We start from the raw sequence: 18,224 nt of genomic DNA, 5'->3' as shown, positions 1-18,224 counted from the left end.
ATTCGTTTCGCTTAAACAAGAACGCAATGACCAAGTTAAAAAAGACCACATAGTGTGGTCTTTTATGTCTATAACATTTTGCGCCTAAGCAAGCCTTGAAACATCAACAGCAACACTTAAAGATTGTGAGTCTCCGCCGTCGAAAATAACACCCTGCAGTGGCGTAACGTCTGCATAATCTCGCCCCCAACCTGTGACGATGTGTTGCTCTGAAGGTATCAAATTGTTGGTTGGATCAAATTCTACCCAGCCTAACTCGGGTACAAAAATAGCGAACCAAGCGTGTGAGGCATCTGCACCGACTAACTTCTCTTGTCCTGGAGGGGGAAGTGTTTCGATGTAACCACTCATATAGCGTGCGGGTATACCAACCGAACGCAAGCACCCAATGGCTAAATGTGCAAAGTCCTGACAAACACCGCGTTTTTCCCTCAGCACCTCTTCTGCTGGCGTCGTTACATCTGTTGCTGTTGGGTCAAACTTGAATTCGGAGAATATGTGGTGCGTAAACGCTTTTGCGGAGGCGAGTACCGGTTGATTGTCTGCAAAAAAGGGTAGAGCGTAATCGTGCAAGGTGTCTGAGCACAGGATTTGCTCCGAATCCAAACAGTATTCTTTTGCCATTCTTAACTCAGTGGTATCGGCATTGTTGATCAATGCGCGAAGTTCACCACACGTTAACGGGTGCTGATCTGCTTCGTCAGACCAACTCGGTGTGCTGATGTCGAAATAACTTACAACATCGATAGTGAGTTTTTTGTGCGGCTCTTGAATTGAGAAATAGAAAGTAGAATTGCCGAAGTAATCCTTGCCTTCACGCTGATATATTGGTGTCGGGTGTACCTGTATTCGTCGGTTAAGACAGCGTTGACGCTCAGTATCTCTTGGTAAAAGGTGCGCCATGTTATAGCACAAGGTTACAGGTGCACTGTATTCATAGGTGGTGGTGTGTCGCACGCGGTACTTCATACGTCCAATTTCCATTTCGGTTTGATCAACTGTTGCGGTCCCGCGGTGTGGTCGAAATACTTATCGCTGATAAGCGAAGTGAATTTTTCCAATTGCTCGGTAACTTTAGCCATCAACTGCGACAGTTGTAGACGAGTTTCTGTTTCGTCATCAATTTGCGCCAACTCTTCCAAATCAGTTAGCTGGATGTCCGTTAGAGTTTGAATGATCAAACGACTCTCTTGTGTGAGTCCACCCGGAATGTAATTTTGGTGACGCGGTAACACATTGAGAAATTCACGCAGTCTTTCTAACTGGTAAACCAACGCTCTTGGGTTAGTGGTATCCACCATTAAGAGATCGAGACCAAAGGCTACTCTCGCACGTGTGCGGTATCTACGACGGAAGGAGATCAACGCTTCCATACTTAAAAGAACCGATTCCAATACTTGTTGTTGAGCAAGCCCAACCAAAGGTTTTGTCAGCGTTGATTGCAGTAGGTTCGCCGTTTGCAGTGCTCGTTCAGTTCGGCGACCAATTTGTTGGAACACCCAATCCTGACCTCTTAACATACTTTCATGGTTCAAGCCTGAAAGAGCGAGCAATGTGGTAACTAAACCATCTAACGACTCTTCAGGGATCGCAGGTAAGCCAAACTCATAGGCACGATCGACTTTGGCGATGTGGTCGCGAAGCTCGTTTAATATTACGCGAGTATCCGCTGAGAGCATCTCTTTCACTTGTTCACCGCAAGCAAGCAATGACTGTAAGTTCGCTTTAATGCTTCCTACGCGGTTACCATTAGTGACCAAATCGGCGAGTTCTTTGTTTGGATTTTCAAACAAAGCCGCATCTCCGGTTGTAAAGCCAGGTAAGCAGTGTGTTTGATGGGAAATCGCTTCAAGCAAAATATCTCGGCTTTCAGGCACCAATGACTCCAGACCATTGAGCTGTTTAAACACTGTCCTCATTAAACGCAGGCTAATCTCCGCACGCTCGGCGTAACGTCCGAACCAGAACAAGTTCTCGACAACACGGCTAGGCATACTGGTTTGCTGCGCCACATCAAGCGACTTATCAAACAGTGATTGGTGAGAAAGATCTGGCGAGTTCGACAATATCCAGGTGTCTTTACTGCGTGAGCCTGAAAGCTTTGTGACTATGTAATCTTCAGTGGATTCTGCTACGCGAGTTAATCCACCGGGCATGACGGTGTAGTGGTCTTTGTCTGCAACGGTAAATGCTTTTAATAAACTCGGTCTGGCTTGAATGTGTTGTTCTGACCAGATAGGTAACATCGAGCCCGGTACATAGCTTTGAGCAACGTACATGTATGGACGTTTTTCAATCATGGCTAGCGTTTTGACTCGGTCTTCTTCTGATAAACAGTGTCCGTAAATCGTTGGCTGACCCATGCTGCGGCACGCCGGTTTGATAATCAGCTGTCCGAGATTCTCTTTGATATAGCTAAGGCTCTGTTTGTCACCACACCACCACGTGTTCACCGTTGGGATGAGAAGTTGCTCTCCCAGTAAATATTGGCAAATCTTAGGTAAGAAGGCATAAAGGGCAGGAGCCTCCAGAACACCTCCACCGAGTGGGTTTGCTAAAATAACGTTACCAGCACGTGCCACTTCCAATAGCCCGGGAACACCAAGCAGTGAGTCAGCATTAAGTTCAGCTTGGTCGCAATAGGCATCATCGAGTCGACGTAAAATAACATCTACTTGTGATAAGCCATTAAGGGATTTTAGCCATACTTTACCGTTACGTACGGTTAAGTCACCACCCTGAACAAGCGGGTAACCTAAATAGTTTGCCAAATAAGCGTGCTCAAAGTAGGTGCTGCTATAGGCACCCGGAGTGAGCACAACGATTAGTGGTGAATCGGATTTGTGGCTGGCTAGATGCGAAAGGGTATTGCGCAGAGTGTGGAAGAACGCGGATAGGCGTCTCACATTACCTTGGCGGAAAATGCTCGGCATAACACGCGAAATAACAGTGCGGTTTTCTAAAGCATAACCGACTCCCGAAGGTGCTTGTGTATGATCACCAATAACAATATGGTTGCCTTGGGTGTCACGCACCAAATCGACGGAGTGCAGGATTAGCTGCTTGTCGCCCGGCATTTTGATACCGTGGCAAGCGCGCAGAAATCCGGGATGACTGAATATGATTTCAGACGGGATAATACCGTCCTTAATCAGATTTTGTTCACCGTAGATATCTTTCAAAATGAGGTCATAGAGATTAGAACGTTGAACTAATCCTTTTTCCAGCTTCTGCCATTCCTGCCAATGGATGAGGTTAGGAATGACATCTAATGCCCACACATCGGGTGTCAGAGGGTCATTTTTTAAATCGTAAGTCGCGCCATCGTCACGCAAAATGCGCTGCGCTCTTTGGTGGCGATCATCCAGACCATCAACATCCAGTTTATTCAGATGTTCAAGCAAAGGTTTCCAGTGCGTGCGTGGTGCTCGCTGCTCATCATACACTTCATCAAACGCGTAAGATGAGGCTGGATAAGGACTAGCAAGGACCGATGTTTCCATCGATCCTTGCTCGGTTGAATTAGTCGACTGGTCAGGTCTGGATTGTTGCATCATTTTTTTTATGACTACCTCACGTAACAGGACGTTAATTATACACATTCGTTTTAAAATTCGCGCGAGCCATTTTACTGGCTCGCGTTTTCTCTTCTATCGAGACTTATATTTGTTCATCTAAGTTGTTCGTATGGTACCTATTTTGAGTACCGAGCCTTAGCCTGAAAATCCCGCTTTCTGAGATCCAGTGTGTGTGGGTATTCACGGCAAATCTCTTCATTTGGCGGAGACATCGGTCTTGGAACATCAGTGTGTTCGTAAAACTGACGCAGCGCATTGAACTCTGGTTTCACTTCGAGAGGACCTTGTGTAAAACCGTGATCCCAGAATCGGTTCACTCGACGAGCTTCCGCTTCATTACTGTTCACTGGAAGTGTTTCGTACGTACGACCACCGGCATGGCTAACATGATAAGTACATCCGCCAATCGATAAACCATTCCAAGTGTCGATAATGTCAAACACCAGTGGTGCATCGACACCCAATGTTGGGTGTAACGCAGAAGGTGGCGACCATGCACGGTATCTGACAGCTGCAATATATTCACCTTTACGACCGGTAGCGCGTAAAGGTACGCGGCGTCCGTTACAGGCGAGCAAATAGCGACCTTCAGTTAATCCGGTAAGGCGCACTTGCAATCTTTCCACTGAGGAATCCACATACCTCGCGGTTCCTGAATGGGTAATTTCTTCACCCAATACATGCCAAGGTTCGATTGCCCAGCGCAGTTCTAGCTCCATATCATCAATTTGTTGGCGACCATAATGCGGGAAGCGGAACTCTTCAAAAGGTGCAAGCCATTCCAGTTTGAACGGATAGCCGTGACGTTGCAGATCTTCCACCACCTCTTTTATGTCCTGCCATACGTAGTGTGGCATCATAAATTTGTCGTGTAGGGATGTACCCCAACGAATCAGAGGTTTGTGGTAAGGATCTTTCCAGAATCGAGCAACCAGACAGCGCAATAAAAGCGTTTGAACTAACGACATTCTGGCGTGTGGCGGCATTTCAAACCCACGAAACTCAAGAATCCCGAGACGTCCACTACTACTGCCAGCAGCGTAGAGCTTGTCGATACAAAATTCTGAGCGATGTGTGTTACCCGTAATATCAACCAGTAGGTTACGCATTAGTCGGTCGACGAGCCAAGGCTGATCGACTAAGCCTTCAGGCATGTTCTGGAACGCAATTTCCATTTCGTACAGTGCTTCATCTCTGCCTTCATCTGGGCGAGGTGCTTGGCTGGTTGGGCCGATAAACATCCCTGAAAACAGATAAGACAAACCCGGATGGTGCTGCCAGTAATTAACAAAGCTACGTAACAAATCCGGTTTACGTAGCATTGGACTGTCAGCGGGTGTGGCTCCACCTAATGTGATGTGGTTACCACCACCTGTACCAGTGTGTCGCCCGTCGAGCATGAACTTCTCTGTACCTAAGCGGCATAGGTGAGCCTGTTCGTAAAGCGTTTCGGTGTTGTAGACCAGCTCTTTCCAGCTATGAGCTGGATGTATGTTGACCTCGATAACGCCCGGGTCAGGTGTGATCAGTAGTTTTTGTAAGCGATAGTCTTTTGGCGGCTCATAACCTTCAATCACAACTGGCATTGATAGCTCAAGCGCTGTCACTTCAATGAAATGCATCAGAGACACGTAGTGTTCCAAGGACGTCATTGGCGGCAAAAACAGGTGTAAGCGACCCTCTCTTGGCTCGATACAAAGCGCTGTATGAATGACGGCTTTAGTTATTGTCTGCTTTTGCTCTACCTGAGTTTGGTGCTGCTCGCTTTGAGTTTGGTTTGCCGATTCGGTAAACGAGTAAACGGGCAGCGCTTCTCTTTGTTCAAACGGGTCTCGCTCGGGAACAATCTCTTCCTGACTGATTGGTGGAAGTGAATTGAGAGGCAAACGGAAACCCATCGGGCTATCGCCAGGAATCAAAGTAATGACATCACTGCGCATTGGCCACAGAGAGCTTTGCCACTGACCATTAAAGTAGCTCAGTGGTAGCACATAACCCGTTGACGTATCGAGTCCTCGGGTGAGCAGTTTTGCTAAACGTCTGCGTTCCAAATCGTCTTTAAGGGATGCTTTTTTCGGATTCACTGAATCGGGTAAAGAGCGCTCAAGCCACAAATAGTAGAGTGAATCTTCATACGCTGGTTGCAGATACTTACTGTCTAGGAAAAGCTGCTGACATAAGGTTTCACCAAAGCGCTGAGCATCTTGCAAGTTGTGTTGATAGTCTTTATCGACACGGGCAAGCAGTTGAGGGTGGCTCCATAACGCTTCACCATCGGTACGCCAGAAGTAACCCAGCGCCCAACGAGGTAGCTCTTCACCCGGATACCATTTGCCCTGACCGTAGTGGAGCAAACCATCAGAGCCGAACTTGTCTTTGAGCTTAAGTAATAAATCTTTGGAGAGACGAAGCTTATCAGCACCCAGAGCGCCGGTGTTCCATTGCTCAGAATCCATATCATCAATAGAGACGAACGTGGGTTCACCGCCCATGGTTAGGCGAACATCTTCTTCCTCTAAAATTTTATCAACGGCATTCCCTAATGCTTTGATGTTTTCCCACTCATCATCGCTGTAAGGCTTTGTGACACGAGGGTCTTCGTGAATACGAATAACCGTGTTGGTGTAGCTAAATTCGCATTCACACTCATCAACCATACCGGTAATCGGTGCGGCAGATGCTGGGTCTGCGGTACAAGCTAGAGGAATGTGTCCCTCACCAGCAAACAAACCACTGGTAGGGTCTAATCCCACCCAACCTGCACCCGGAAGGTAGACTTCGCACCATGCGTGCAGGTCTGTAAAATCTTGCTCAGGACCTGAAGGACCATCCAAGGCTTTCACATCGGCGGTAAGCTGCACTAAATAGCCAGAAGCAAAGCGAGCAGCTAAACCGAGATTACGCAGCACTTCAATAAGTAGCCAAGCAGTATCGCGGCAAGAGCCTTTTCTAAGCGTAAGTGTCTCTTCGGCACTCTGAATGCCGGGTTCTAAACGAATACCGTATTCAATTTGTTGTGAAAGCTGGCTATTGAGTTTAGAAAGAAAACTCACAATTGGCGTTTCGCTTCGGTCGACATCTTTAAGCCATGCCGAGAGTAGTGCGTTTGGTTCATCGTGTTTCAAATACGGAGCCAGCTCTTCTTCGAGTAGGCTGTCGTATTTGAACGGATATGTTTCGGCGTACTCTTCAATAAAGAAATCGAAGGGGTTAATCACCGTCATATCGGCGATGACTTCTACTTCGAATTGCAGCTTGCGCATTTTTTCTGGGAACACTAGACGCGCCTGATAGTTGCCAAACGCATCTTGTTGCCAGTTGATAAAGTGCTTTTCAGGTAACACCTTGAGTGAATATCCATGAATGTGCGTGCGCGAGTGTGGCGCCGGTCGAAGGCGCAACACATGCGGAGAAACATTCACATCGCGGTCAAACTCGTAAGTTGTTTTATGCAATATCGCTACGCGAATGGTCATGCAGCTTCTCCGTGGCGGAAGTGAAACCAAGTCTCTCGGATCTGGCTATGCAGATCGATAATGGCTAACTGGACGTCATTGAGATAGTTACTGAATTCGATATTAAGCTCTTTTGCGCTGTCGACACCTTTGGTGTTTTGCAGTAGACGATTAACTTCAACTACCACTTCTTCCGCACTTGGTAGCGCTTCGGCGGCGATTTTGATTTGCGTTAAGCAAAATGTTTGTGAGCGAGGGAAGAACTCATCCATCAGCAAGAAAGTCGCCGCATCTTCACCAGTGACCGATGCACGCATCGTTCTGCGATAGTTGAGATAGGCACTCTGAGATTTGAGAACTTTTGACCACAAAACTTGCTCAAGATGAAGACGCTCTTCTTCACTTGATTGGTTCATGATCGACACCGCAGAGTCCAAAATGCGCGTATTCATATCCGCGCGCTCTAGGTAGCGACCTAAGATAATAAAGCTCCAGCCCGCATCGCGACGCATCGCGTTAGCAAGAAGCCCAATCACTTTTTGGCAACCTTCAATGATGTCGTTCAGGTAGACGTGGCGATCAGAGCGGTTGATGCCTAGCTGAATGTGTTTTTTAGCGTAGATGTTAAGTTCGTTGATCTGTTCCCACATCTCCTCAGGTACTACATCACGAGAGGTACGAATGTTTTCGCGCACCATATTGAGCGAGGCGAGTAGGGAGCTTGGGTTATCCATGTCAGAAAGCAAATACTTCACCACGTTACGCTCGCCGTGATCTTTGTATTTGCTGGTGTAATCAATAACGCTGCCGTTGATCTCGATAAGGTTGTACCAAGAAATTCGAATGTCTCTTGGTAAGTCATACAGCAGTTCATCGTAAACATTTAATAGGCGAGCAATGTTCTCGACTCGCTCCAAATAACGCGCACTCCAGTAAAGGCGCTCAGCAACTCTTGATAACATTGTTACTCTCCTTTTGACTTAACAATCCATGTGTCTTTACTACCACCGCCTTGTGACGAGTTAACGACAAGGGAGCCTTTCTTCAACGCAACGCGAGTAAGTCCGCCTGTGGTGACATAGATTTTGTTGCTTTGCAAAATGAATGGACGCAAATCCAAATGACGAGGTTCGATACAGTTGGTGTCAACCAAGGTCGGCGCCGTGGAGAGTTTCAGGGTTGGTTGCGCTATATAGTTTCGTGGGTTCTTCTGTATTAAGTCTGCAAAAAGAACACGCTCTTCTTCCGTAGAGTGAGGACCAACAAGCATACCGTAACCGCCAGATTCGTTGGCTGGTTTTACTACTAGCTTATCTAAGTTAGCTAACACGTAAGCACGCTGTTCTTCATCTTCGCATAAGAAAGTTTCTACGTTCGGTAGAATCGGTTCCTCATCCAGATAATAACGAATCAGATCGGGTACATAGGCGTAAACCACTTTGTCATCGGCAACGCCAGCGCCTGGAGCGTTAGCCAAAGCCACGTTCCCCGCTTTCCAAGCACGCATTAATCCGGGAACGCCTAGCATAGAATCAGGATGGAACACTTCAGGGTCAATAAACCAGTCATCAATACGACGGTAGATAACGTCAACGCGTTCTGGTCCGTAGATGGTTTTCATATACACACAGTCGTCGGTATCGACATATAAATCTCCACCTTCAACCAGTTCTACCCCCATTTGCTGAGCTAAGAACGCATGTTCGAAATAAGCGGAGTTATAGATACCCGGTGTCAGAACGACAATTTCTGGATGCTCGATCGCTCTTGGTGAAAGGGCTGCCAGCATGTCAAACAGTCTAGATGTGTATGAGTCGACCGGAAGAATATCGTCGTTTTCAAATAACTCCGGAAGAACTCGCTTGGTGATTGCACGGTTTTCGAGCATATACGATACACCTGAAGGAACACGTAGGTTATCTTCAAGCACATAGAACTGACCATCGTCGGCACGCACCAAATCGGTGCCACAAATGTGTGCCCACACACCAAAAGCGGGCGACACTCCGATGCACTCAGGTCGGAAGTTTTTCGATTCTTCAATAATATGCTTGGGAATAATGCCGTCTTTAATGCACTTTTGATCGTGATAAAGGTCATCAATAAAGCGGTTGAGAGCGGTAAGTCTTTGCTTTAATCCTTTCTCCGCGACCTGCCAATCTTTGGCATCAATAGTGCGCGGTATGATGTCGAAAGGCCAAGCTCGGTCAATATTTCCCTCTTCGGTGTAAACCGTAAAACTGATCCCCATTTCCTGAATGGTGGTCTCAGCGGTAAGCCGACGTTTTTCAAGCTCTTCAGCAGGCAATGATTCTAAATAGGTGAGCAGTTGCGAAGCCGATTGACGAGGCTTACCTTGGCTATCAATGAGTTCATCAAAGAACAATTCGGAGTTGTAGTTTTTAGTTAATTTATCCATGGGAGTTCCGTCCTTTATGGCAACCAACAGTGAACACGTGATCAGCACTGCCAGTTATGGTGTGCCGAATCAGAGGTGGTTGCCTTTTAACTTCCTGTTAAGGCTTAGTTGAAGTTAACTACTTCTATACCTGAACCTAGTTATCTGGTTCGGTATATAGTTGTTTAAGCAAGGAATAAGCCAGAGCGATGAGTGGTGACAAACGTCTTGGAAAACAGGTGTTACGTCAAAGCCGCTATTCCAAATTGAAAACAGAGAAGTGCGCGCTTTTTAACAACGTGGCACTTCAGTAGATAAGCATAGGTGATAATTTAACAATTACTAAAATAGATTGTTTTTTAAGGAAAAAATAATCGGGCTACAGTGATTTCTTTGAGGCATGAAAATTCAAGACACAAGTTTTGCACACGCAGGCTTTTCGTCTCATTTCAGGCGGGATTTGTGAAAGTAACTCTTCGGGAAAGGTGATCGCTGGGTCGTTACACCAACAGGATTTCTTAATATCCAGTGCACCCATATTAATACAAGAGTTCGGCTTTCCACACAAAGGGCAAACAAGTGGATCGGGTTTAAGTTCGGTTATTTTCACAACTCAGGTCTCTTCGTCATACTTTGGTTATATACGCTTTTGTTACTTAGCGAGTGTTATACACTGAGCGTAGATAAAATGCATGGTTAATGCGACGGGGATGGATGTTACTTTCATTCGCCTTTTGACATCAGGTTACTTTAGCAATTAAAGGATCAAACAAACTTATTGCCAAATCAGAGAACGACTACACTGATTACGTTAACGTATTATTGGGTTTTAATTTCAAGGAAAGATATATGTCTCAAGATAATGCTAAGCAGGAAGTGACAGTTGTCGATATCAAAATGCCATTCATGTCAATGGTGATTTTTATGGTGAAATTCGCTATCGCTTCAATCCCAGCTTTTGTCATATTGAGTTTGATTTTTACACTGCTGATGGCAGTGTTCGGCGGAATGTTCCACGGAATGGGAAGATATTAATTCTTCCCTAAAACGGTGAAACCCTGATGTTGGTAGCATCGGGGTTTCGAATTTTTAGATGTCTCAGTTGGTAAGGCTGATTTATCTTATATATGCAAAAGGTTGGATTTTATCCAACTAATTCCTTGGTAGGGAATTAGATACGGATGAAGTCCATGTGCTCAACTTTTGGCTTAAACACGTGACGTTGTACGTCTTGTGGCTTAACCTTAACTTCAGCACCGTCAATCACTAGAACGATACCTTCGTAGAACTCAGGTTTGTCCATTTGGTTCATGATGTCATCATGGTTTAGAGTGATTGATACAGGCGCAGCCTCACCACCGTAAACGATAGCAGGGAATAGGCCAGCGTGACGTAGGCGGCGGCTCGCACCTTTACCTAGTTCAGTACGTACTACTGCTTCAAATTTCATAGTATTTACTCTCAAAATTAGTAAAAAATAAATGAACAACACAATGCGACCTTGTGTTGTATAGACGTTCGATAAACTAAGTATGTCTATCAAAACGAGCGCGGATACTATCATCCAATCAGGTATGTAGCAATAAAAATGTCGTTCTAGCGGTGAATCTTATCTGTATCTATCGCTTTGTTGAACAAGGATTCATCAAGCGGCGGGGATAGGTAAGGTTAAAGTCGCTTTTAACCCGCCAAGTTGCCCTTTCGATAGGGAAAGTTTTCCTCGGTAGCTGTGTGCCATTTCGCTCACAATGTTTAACCCTAACCCTGTGCCCGGAACAGTTTCATCTAAGCGAATACCACGTTTGATGGCACGTTCGATATCTTCTTCACTGATACCTGCGCCATCATCTTCTACGCAGATAGCAATGCGTTCTTTGTTTTCTTCTACGCTGTACACACGAATGAGTGAGTTCGCCCACTTGTAACTGTTTTCCAATAAGTTACCGATCATTTCTTCAAAATCGGTGGGTTCTACGGCGACAGTGAGATTGGAGTCTAGCTCGTTGACTAAAGTGATTTCACGCTCGGCATACACTTTGTCAAAAGCGATAGAAATGGCATCGACCCTCTCGCTGGGGTTTGTTTTTACGGCCAGTATGTTTGCAGCGCCAGCCATGCGCGCACGACCTAGGTGGTAATCAATGTGCTGTTGAATCTGTTCAATGGGTTCTTGTAGTGCTTGTTTGTTCTCTTCATTGAGTGTCGCCACTTCGTTTTTGAGCACAGAGAGCGGTGTCTTTAACGCGTGGGACAGATTACCCGCATGGTTACGAGCGCGCTCTAATAACTCTTGATAGTGAAACAGCAGAGCATTGAGATCTTTAACCAACGGATAGACTTCTTTGGGGTAGTTTTCGCTGAGGGTTGATTGCTCACCTTTGCGCAATAAAGCGAGCTCTTTCTGCATCTTCCCAAGAGGCCATAGCGACCAAGAAATCTGCGCACTGATCAGAATTAATACACCAGAGAACAACAGTGCAAGAATGATCCAAAGCTGCCCAATCACTTGCTTTAACGTTTCTTGGATAGGGGATTCATCCATACCGACGATGATCTGAATAGGGCGTGAATATTCAGGCAGATAAATAGTTTGAGTGAGCACCACTAAGTTTTCGTTTTTTGCGCCTTTGTAGATGGTTTTGTGGCTATGCTGCTCTTCGACCAACGTTTTGTCCCATAAAGAGCGAGAACGAATAGCGTGCTCACCAATCTGCATTGACCAATAGACACCGCTGTAGGGTTGATTAAATCGAGGGTCGGACAGGCGGCGTGAAAGGCTCAGTCTACCTGTGTTATCTGCTTCTAAATTGGCGGTGATTTCATCCAGTGAAAGGCGCAATTGGCTCTGTGCATCTTCGATAAGATAGTCTTTCACCATTGAAGGAATAAGATATCCCGCAGCCAGTATCATGGCGCTTAACCAAAGCGTGGCAGCCAACAGTAACCGATTTTTGATACTGAGATGTTTTAACGAAGCTCGTTTTAACGGTGCAGTTTTTAACGAATCGTGTTTATTGGGCATGCAATTGATACCCCAAGCCTCTCACAGTTTTGATGACATCTGGCGCCACTTTTTTGCGGATACGTCCAATGAACACTTCTATGGTGTTCGAATCTCGGTCGAAATCCTGTTTATAGATGTGTTCAACCAACTCGGTACGAGAAATTACCTTATCTGGGTTATGCATGAAGTAGGCGATAACTTTATATTCCAGAGCCGTTAGGTTTAGTGGTTGGTCTTTCCACATCACCACTGAACTTCGCGTATCCAAACTTAAATTTCCTACTTGCAAAATAGGGGCTGCATTTCCAGAAGCTCTGCGTAATTGAGAACGAATTCGCGCTATCAGTTCGACTATTTCAAATGGTTTGGTCAGGTAGTCGTCGGCACCAGCATTTAAGCCTTCCACACGTTGGGTAAGTGTGTCGCGAGCGCTGAGTATGATGACTGGAGTATTGATTTGCTGGTCGCGCAGACTGTTGAGTACGGAAATACCATCGAGCTTAGGTAAGCCCAAGTCTAATACAATACAGTCCCACTCTTCGGTGGTTGCTCGATACAACGCATCTTCACCATCAAAAGAAGCTTCTGGCACCCAGCCAGCATCTTCAAGTGCGTGGGCTATCTGTTCACTCAGTTTTTGGTCGTCTTCAACTACGAGGATCTTCATTGTGCATCTCTATTTTTTATTACGCTTAGCACGTTTCTGCCTTTGATAGACATTAGCTCAAGTGTGGTTGCGTTGTATTCCACACGTATCACTTTATCTTCATGAACTAATTTTAAATCGTATATCCATTCATCGTCCTCTTCTTCTAATTCTACTTTGATCAGACGCCCATAGAGCTCATTATCAATTGCAGCATAGAGTTCTGAAAACGGTTTGATAAGCCCTTTTTGCACCGCAGCGTAGACTTCATCTTGATCTTCGTCGATTTTGACTTGCGTGCCTTCTTTGTAGGTATCTTGAATAGGGTCATTGAGCATTGGTTGATCGGCAAATGCTGAATTGACCGTACTTAAAGAACAAAGGCTGGTAAGGAGAGCAATCAAAGTAGCGGTATTGAGTTTGGAATTTAGCATGTAAAGCGTCCGTTACGTCATGATTGGTGCAGTATAAATGCCGGAATATGAATAGGATGTGAATCTTATCGCCTTGAAAACAGATATCATCTTGCAAGTCGGAAAACTTACACTAGCTCATCAGCAAATATTTTGTCGCGCATTTTCCAGAAACGACCTGATTTTCTGGCAATGACAAATTGTGGCGGGCGAAAACGATGTTGATTGTCGACGACTTTCGAAGGTGACGCTTCGTCGAATGGTCGATGTCTGTCTGCCAAATGTGGTCGCACAAAACGTTCTTTAAACACGGCTTTTTGTTTTGGCGTAGTCAGTGCCCAAAATTCGTGTACTTGTGCGTTGTTGTCACCAATGTAGGTCACCCTTAGTTGTGACTTACCTTTGTCATCTTTATGTACACTCAAATCCATGTTGAGGCATTCAAAGACTAGAGCATCTTTAAGACTCAACGCTTCTTTAAGCTTTTTATCAGGGTCAACCAAGGTGGCATCGCACTCGTGGCAGATACGGGCTGCAATATCATTGTCTGCTCCGCATTCGTTACAGTACTTGGCTCTGAAGCGGTAACCGCAATGTTCGCGTTCGTTGGTTTCTTCATCGGTAAAATAGCCTTGGCATTTTCGACCATAGTGTTCGATAAGAAATCCGTTAGCGTCTAGTTTTCCCCAGAAGTTATTGTTGAAACCACAAGCAGGGCAGGGAATGGTTATGATTTCGCTGGTGGAATCGGGTTTTGGGTCGCCTACTTCAGGTTGATACAAATCGTAAGTGTTTCCTGCGTAATCAAGGACCAGACACTCATCTTTCCCTTGTGATAAACGTAGCCCACGTCCAACAATTTGCTGATATAAACTCACGGACTCTGTGGGGCGTAAAATCGCAATTAAATCAACATGGGGGGCGTCAAAACCCGTTGTCAGAACAGACACATTGACCAGATATTTAATTTCACGCTGCTTGAAAGCATTAATGATTCGGTCTCGTTCAGGAGATGGCGTATCGCCTATTACTAATGCGGAGTGTTCCTCGGGCAGTAACCCCATGATTTCTTGAGCATGACGGACAGTGGCGGCAAATACCATGACACCTTGTTTGTCTTTGGAGTGCTCAACGATTTGAGAAACAATCTGGGGTGTTGCACGTTTAGATTGTTCAATCACTAAATCCAGTTCAGACTCTTTGTATCGTCCAGTATTTGCAGGCTTGAGCTGTGAGAAGTCATAACTGAGTACTGGCGCATCAATTAAGCGTGCGTGAGTTAGGAAGCCTTCATCCAGCAGATATTGAATCGGGAGTTCGAAAATGCAGTCGCGAAAGAAACGAGGCTCTTCGCTGCGCACTAATCCTCGAGTGTGATATTGATAAATCCAACCCATCCCCAAACGATAAGGCGTCGCCGTTAAGCCAAGCACTTTCATGCCCGGATTGAGTTCAAGAAGATGTGAAATCACTTTTTGATAGCTGCTGTCTTTATCATCAGGAACGCGGTGGCATTCATCAATAACCAACAAGGAATACTGGTTTTTAAACGCGTCTAAGTTACGCACAACCGATTGTACTGAAGCAAAGACGACTTGCTGGTCTGTCTCTTTGCGCCCTAAGCCCGCAGAGAATACAGCGCCAGTTAAACCATAGCCTTCATACTTTGCGTGGTTCTGTTCAACCAGCTCTTTGACATGAGCAAGTACCAACACGCGACCTTTAGCCAGCCTAGCTAGTTCGGCAATGACCAAGCTTTTCCCTGCACCTGTTGGCAGCACGATGACGGCGGGAGTCGAATGCTTGCGAAAGTAGTGAATAACGGCTTTTACTGAGTCAGCTTGATATGGGCGAAGTGTGTACATGCAATAGGGCGAATAATTCTGTGAAATAGCTCAACTATTTTGAGTGAGATGCGTATAATACCCGACTTCAAGCAGATGAGGTATTCATGCGTTTAGATAAATTTTTGTGTGACGCGCTAGGAACAACGCGTAAAGAGTCGACTCAAATCCTGAAAAGTGGCGAAGTTACTGTTGATGGTGAAGTTCAGAAGGTTGGTTCATTTAAGGTTACTGAACAATCGGACGTTGAGTGGCAAGGACGCGAAATCAGAATAAGTGGTCCGCGTTATATCATGCTTAACAAACCTCAGGGTTTTGTTTGCTCACACGAAGATGGCTTTAACCAAACTGCATTTGTACTGCTTGATGAAGTAAACATGCGCGATTTGCATTTTGCAGGTCGATTGGACGTTGATACCACAGGTTTAGTGCTTATTACCGATGACGGTCAATGGTCTCACCGCATCACTTCACCGAAACATAAGTGCGACAAGATTTATCGTGTTTGGCTTGCCGACCCCATTGAGTCAGATTACCAAGAAAAATTTGCAGCAGGCATTGAACTGCGTAATGAGCGTGAACTAACACTTCCTGCACAAATGGAAGTGATCGATGAACAGCAAGTCCTTCTGACGATTCACGAAGGTAAGTATCACCAAGTGAAACGAATGTTTGCCGCGTTAGGCAATAAAGTTGTCGGCCTTCACCGTGAACGAGTAGGCAATATTGTTCTTGATGAAACATTAGAGCCAGGTGAATACCGATACCTTACGGAAGAAGAAGTCGCTTCAATTTGGAAATAATGACTCTCGCTGGATTTTACAAATACAACTTTAGGAAACACTTTGTTTCCTTACAAGAATTCGCATTCTGATACAGTTCTCATAGCCTGGGCGTATTGTCCTTTCTTTAAGCTATTATTAAGTGCGTCACTTAGGTGATGCACTTGTTCTACATTCAACCGGAGATTTATGACTTCGAATACTACGACGTCTGCCAACGACGCCACTAAGATGAGCTTGATAATGTTTATCGTGCTGGGTGCTATTGGTGCTTTGACGCCGCTGGCTATTGATATGTATTTGCCAGCCATGCCTGCTATTGCAAGAGATTTGGGTGTAAGCGCGGGTTCGGTACAAGTTACGCTTACCGCTTATACTGCCGGTTTTGCTATTGGCCAGCTTCTGCATGGTCCGCTAGCGGACAGCTATGGTCGTAGGCCAGTCATGTTGGTGGGTATTGCGTTATTTGCAATTGCGTCAGTTGTCAGCGCAACCACTAACGGTATTGATGCATTAACGTATGTTCGTGCAGCTCAAGGGTTTGCGGGTGCTGCAGCTGCGGTGGTGATTCAGGCGGTTGTTCGTGACATGTTTGACCGTGAAGATTTCGCCCGTGCGATGTCGTTTGTGACTTTGGTCATCACTCTTGCGCCACTTGCCGCGCCAATGATTGGTGGTCACTTAGCCGTTTGGTTTGGTTGGCGCTCGATTTTCTGGGTACTGGCAATCTTTGCAGTGATCGTCATCCTGATGGTGTTCTGGAAAATTCCAGAAACGCTCTCTGCTGAAAACCGTCAACCGCTGCATATTCGCAGTACGATTCGTAACTATGCTCAGTTGTGTCGTTCTGGCTTTGCTATGGGTTTGATTTTCGCCGGCGCGTTCTCTTTTGCGGGTATGTTTGCATTCTTAACTGCAGGTTCATTCGTTTATATCGATTTGTACGGTGTTAGCCCTAGTGAGTTCGGTTATCTGTTTGGTCTTAACATTGTGGCCATGATTGCCATGACAAGTCTGAATGGTCGATTCGTTAAAAAAGTAGGCTCTCACGCCATGCTGCGCTTTGGTCTGTTCATTCAATTAATGGCTGGCTTTGGCTTGTTCCTAGGTTGGCTATTGGATTGGGGATTGTGGGGTACAGTACCATTTGTGGTGATGTTTGTTGGCACGATTTCAACCATCGGTAGTAACTCGATGGCGCTATTACTAAGCCGTTACCCAAGAATGGCGGGGACCGCCGCTTCGTTGGCGGGAACGTTGAGATTTGGAACAGGATCTGTGGTTGGTATGGTTGTCGCAGCAATGCCTAGCGACGTTGTCTGGCCGATGATTTTAGTGATGTCAGCCTGTTCGGTACTTTCAGCAACCTTCTATTGGACATTAGGAAGAAAAGCATAGTGTCAGCTTATTATTTAGAAATTCAAAATGTAGTTAACTCAGCGCTGGGCGAACTGGCCGCGGAACATGAGTCTGGAAAACTGGTCAACGCACCCGTGGCAAATAACCATTTCTTGGTTCACTGGGTATCTAAAGCAATTAAAGCGCAGCGTTTTGACCGTTGTGTTGTACCAGATCTAACACGTTGGCTAAAAGCAGGTCGTTCGAAGGGTAATCAGTCGGAATTGCTGTTTACTTTTAAGCGTATCTCTTCGTTTTATAAAACTTTTTTTGAAGGTGACGTTGATAACGTGATTACCGACAAAAAAGTTGAAGCATTTTTAGACCAGATGGAGCAGGCTGAATGGGAAGTTTCTACTTCTGAACCTTTGGTTGGTGCGGGTAAAGTGCAAATCTTTACTGACGGGCAAAACTCATTGGCGCTGTGTTCTGAACAGTGTGAATCAAGCTTTGATGGCGAATTGATGGTGAAGCCAATGAACTGGTTTGTTCGCGGCAACCATGCTCAGTTTGTTGAAATGGCCAGTGCAGCCGGATTTATGGTCCATAAGCAAACAGACTACAAATCGAATGTGAAATATCATGGTGAATACTTGGTATTTCCTGCCAATCAGGGTAAGCAACTGGCTGAGATTCCGTTGTCATTTAAAGCGGATTAGTGGCAAGTGTTTGAGTAATAAAAAGGCTCTGTGAATTTTTCCAGAGC

General features: G+C 45.6%; 15 protein-coding genes. 4 read left to right on the top strand and 11 right to left on the bottom strand.

Annotation, left to right across the window (positions count from 1 at the left end):
• Positions 1-84: 84 nt before the first annotated feature.
• The 6 genes from ACOSVQ_RS19725 to ACOSVQ_RS19700 form a co-directional block, all read right to left on the bottom strand.
• Positions 85-969, bottom strand: coding sequence for a transglutaminase family protein (locus ACOSVQ_RS19725; RefSeq protein WP_491984142.1), 885 nt, complete (start codon positions 967-969; stop codon positions 85-87).
• A complete protein-coding gene (locus ACOSVQ_RS19720; protein ID WP_491984141.1) occupies positions 966-3,503 on the bottom strand; it encodes a circularly permuted type 2 ATP-grasp protein in 2,538 nt (845 codons plus the stop codon). Before ACOSVQ_RS19720 ends, ACOSVQ_RS19725 begins: the two co-directional genes overlap by 4 nt.
• A gap of 191 nt (positions 3,504-3,694) precedes the next feature.
• Positions 3,695-7,054, bottom strand: a complete 3,360-nt coding sequence (locus ACOSVQ_RS19715; RefSeq protein WP_491984140.1) for a transglutaminase family protein — start codon at positions 7,052-7,054, stop codon at positions 3,695-3,697.
• A complete protein-coding gene (locus ACOSVQ_RS19710) occupies positions 7,051-7,995 on the bottom strand; it encodes an alpha-E domain-containing protein (protein WP_112403969.1) in 945 nt (314 codons plus the stop codon). The genes ACOSVQ_RS19715 and ACOSVQ_RS19710 overlap by 4 nt, the downstream gene beginning before the upstream one ends.
• Before the next feature lie 2 nt (positions 7,996-7,997).
• Entirely contained in the window at positions 7,998-9,452 is a 1,455-nt protein-coding gene (locus tag ACOSVQ_RS19705; protein WP_102941744.1) for a circularly permuted type 2 ATP-grasp protein, read from the bottom strand.
• A gap of 358 nt (positions 9,453-9,810) precedes the next feature.
• Entirely contained in the window at positions 9,811-10,041 is a 231-nt protein-coding gene (locus ACOSVQ_RS19700) for a cysteine-rich CWC family protein (RefSeq protein WP_491984139.1), read from the bottom strand.
• Positions 10,042-10,280: 239 nt separating this feature from the next.
• Here ACOSVQ_RS19700 and ACOSVQ_RS19695 point away from each other — a divergent pair, with 239 nt between their 5' ends.
• Positions 10,281-10,466, top strand: coding sequence for a hypothetical protein (locus ACOSVQ_RS19695; protein ID WP_491984138.1), 186 nt, complete (start codon positions 10,281-10,283; stop codon positions 10,464-10,466).
• Positions 10,467-10,602: 136 nt separating this feature from the next.
• On the opposite strand, the gene rplY is transcribed toward ACOSVQ_RS19695, so the two are convergent.
• The 5 genes from rplY to radD form a co-directional block, all read right to left on the bottom strand.
• Complete coding sequence (gene rplY, locus ACOSVQ_RS19690; protein ID WP_491984137.1) at positions 10,603-10,881, bottom strand: 50S ribosomal protein L25; 279 nt, start codon at positions 10,879-10,881, stop codon at positions 10,603-10,605.
• Positions 10,882-11,076: 195 nt separating this feature from the next.
• Positions 11,077-12,453 carry an ATP-binding protein gene (locus ACOSVQ_RS19685; RefSeq protein ID WP_491984136.1) on the bottom strand — a complete coding sequence of 459 codons (1,377 nt, stop codon included), beginning with the start codon at positions 12,451-12,453 and terminating at the stop codon, positions 11,077-11,079.
• Positions 12,443-13,102 carry a response regulator transcription factor gene (locus ACOSVQ_RS19680; RefSeq protein ID WP_491984135.1) on the bottom strand — a complete coding sequence of 220 codons (660 nt, stop codon included), beginning with the start codon at positions 13,100-13,102 and terminating at the stop codon, positions 12,443-12,445. The genes ACOSVQ_RS19685 and ACOSVQ_RS19680 overlap by 11 nt, the downstream gene beginning before the upstream one ends.
• Positions 13,099-13,419, bottom strand: coding sequence for a PepSY domain-containing protein (locus tag ACOSVQ_RS19675; RefSeq protein ID WP_491984166.1), 321 nt, complete (start codon positions 13,417-13,419; stop codon positions 13,099-13,101). The genes ACOSVQ_RS19680 and ACOSVQ_RS19675 overlap by 4 nt, the downstream gene beginning before the upstream one ends.
• Before the next feature lie 203 nt (positions 13,420-13,622).
• Positions 13,623-15,359: a DNA repair helicase RadD gene (gene radD, locus ACOSVQ_RS19670; protein ID WP_491984134.1), complete on the bottom strand. Its 1,737-nt coding sequence runs from the start codon at positions 15,357-15,359 to the stop codon at positions 13,623-13,625.
• Between the two features lie 86 nt (positions 15,360-15,445).
• Between radD and rsuA the strand changes: the two genes are divergently transcribed.
• The 3 genes from rsuA to ACOSVQ_RS19655 all read left to right on the top strand — a co-directional run bounded on the left by rsuA (position 15,446) and on the right by ACOSVQ_RS19655 (position 18,177).
• The gene (gene rsuA / locus ACOSVQ_RS19665) at positions 15,446-16,141 is read left to right on the top strand and encodes a 16S rRNA pseudouridine(516) synthase RsuA (protein WP_491984133.1); all 696 of its coding nucleotides are present in this window, start codon (positions 15,446-15,448) and stop codon (positions 16,139-16,141) included.
• A gap of 168 nt (positions 16,142-16,309) precedes the next feature.
• Positions 16,310-17,518 carry a Bcr/CflA family multidrug efflux MFS transporter gene (locus tag ACOSVQ_RS19660; protein WP_491984132.1) on the top strand — a complete coding sequence of 403 codons (1,209 nt, stop codon included), beginning with the start codon at positions 16,310-16,312 and terminating at the stop codon, positions 17,516-17,518.
• The gene (locus ACOSVQ_RS19655) at positions 17,518-18,177 is read left to right on the top strand and encodes a DUF2913 family protein (RefSeq protein WP_491984131.1); all 660 of its coding nucleotides are present in this window, start codon (positions 17,518-17,520) and stop codon (positions 18,175-18,177) included. The genes ACOSVQ_RS19660 and ACOSVQ_RS19655 overlap by 1 nt, the downstream gene beginning before the upstream one ends.
• Positions 18,178-18,224 lie beyond the last annotated feature (47 nt).

Source organism: Vibrio sp. HM8-C, from assembly GCF_058630515.1.
The sequence above is the reverse complement of the archived record's forward strand: the minus strand, read 5'-3'. Positions and strand labels throughout refer to the sequence as shown.

What these genes read in the sequence shown, in the direction of transcription:
- ACOSVQ_RS19725 (WP_491984142.1), bottom strand. Translation starts at nt 969, where the DNA reads ATGAAGTACCGCGTGCGACACACCACCACCTATGAATACAGTGCACCT.
- ACOSVQ_RS19720 (WP_491984141.1), bottom strand. Translation starts at nt 3,503, where the DNA reads ATGGAAACATCGGTCCTTGCTAGTCCTTATCCAGCCTCATCTTACGCG.
- ACOSVQ_RS19715 (WP_491984140.1), bottom strand. Translation starts at nt 7,054, where the DNA reads ATGACCATTCGCGTAGCGATATTGCATAAAACAACTTACGAGTTTGAC.
- ACOSVQ_RS19710 (WP_112403969.1), bottom strand. Translation starts at nt 7,995, where the DNA reads ATGTTATCAAGAGTTGCTGAGCGCCTTTACTGGAGTGCGCGTTATTTG.
- ACOSVQ_RS19705 (WP_102941744.1), bottom strand. Translation starts at nt 9,452, where the DNA reads ATGGATAAATTAACTAAAAACTACAACTCCGAATTGTTCTTTGATGAA.
- ACOSVQ_RS19695 (WP_491984138.1), top strand. Translation starts at nt 10,281, where the DNA reads ATGTCTCAAGATAATGCTAAGCAGGAAGTGACAGTTGTCGATATCAAA.
- rplY (WP_491984137.1), bottom strand. Translation starts at nt 10,881, where the DNA reads ATGAAATTTGAAGCAGTAGTACGTACTGAACTAGGTAAAGGTGCGAGC.
- ACOSVQ_RS19685 (WP_491984136.1), bottom strand. Translation starts at nt 12,453, where the DNA reads ATGCCCAATAAACACGATTCGTTAAAAACTGCACCGTTAAAACGAGCT.
- ACOSVQ_RS19680 (WP_491984135.1), bottom strand. Translation starts at nt 13,102, where the DNA reads ATGAAGATCCTCGTAGTTGAAGACGACCAAAAACTGAGTGAACAGATA.
- ACOSVQ_RS19675 (WP_491984166.1), bottom strand. Translation starts at nt 13,419, where the DNA reads ATGCTCAATGACCCTATTCAAGATACCTACAAAGAAGGCACGCAAGTC.
- radD (WP_491984134.1), bottom strand. Translation starts at nt 15,359, where the DNA reads ATGTACACACTTCGCCCATATCAAGCTGACTCAGTAAAAGCCGTTATT.
- rsuA (WP_491984133.1), top strand. Translation starts at nt 15,446, where the DNA reads ATGCGTTTAGATAAATTTTTGTGTGACGCGCTAGGAACAACGCGTAAA.
- ACOSVQ_RS19660 (WP_491984132.1), top strand. Translation starts at nt 16,310, where the DNA reads ATGACTTCGAATACTACGACGTCTGCCAACGACGCCACTAAGATGAGC.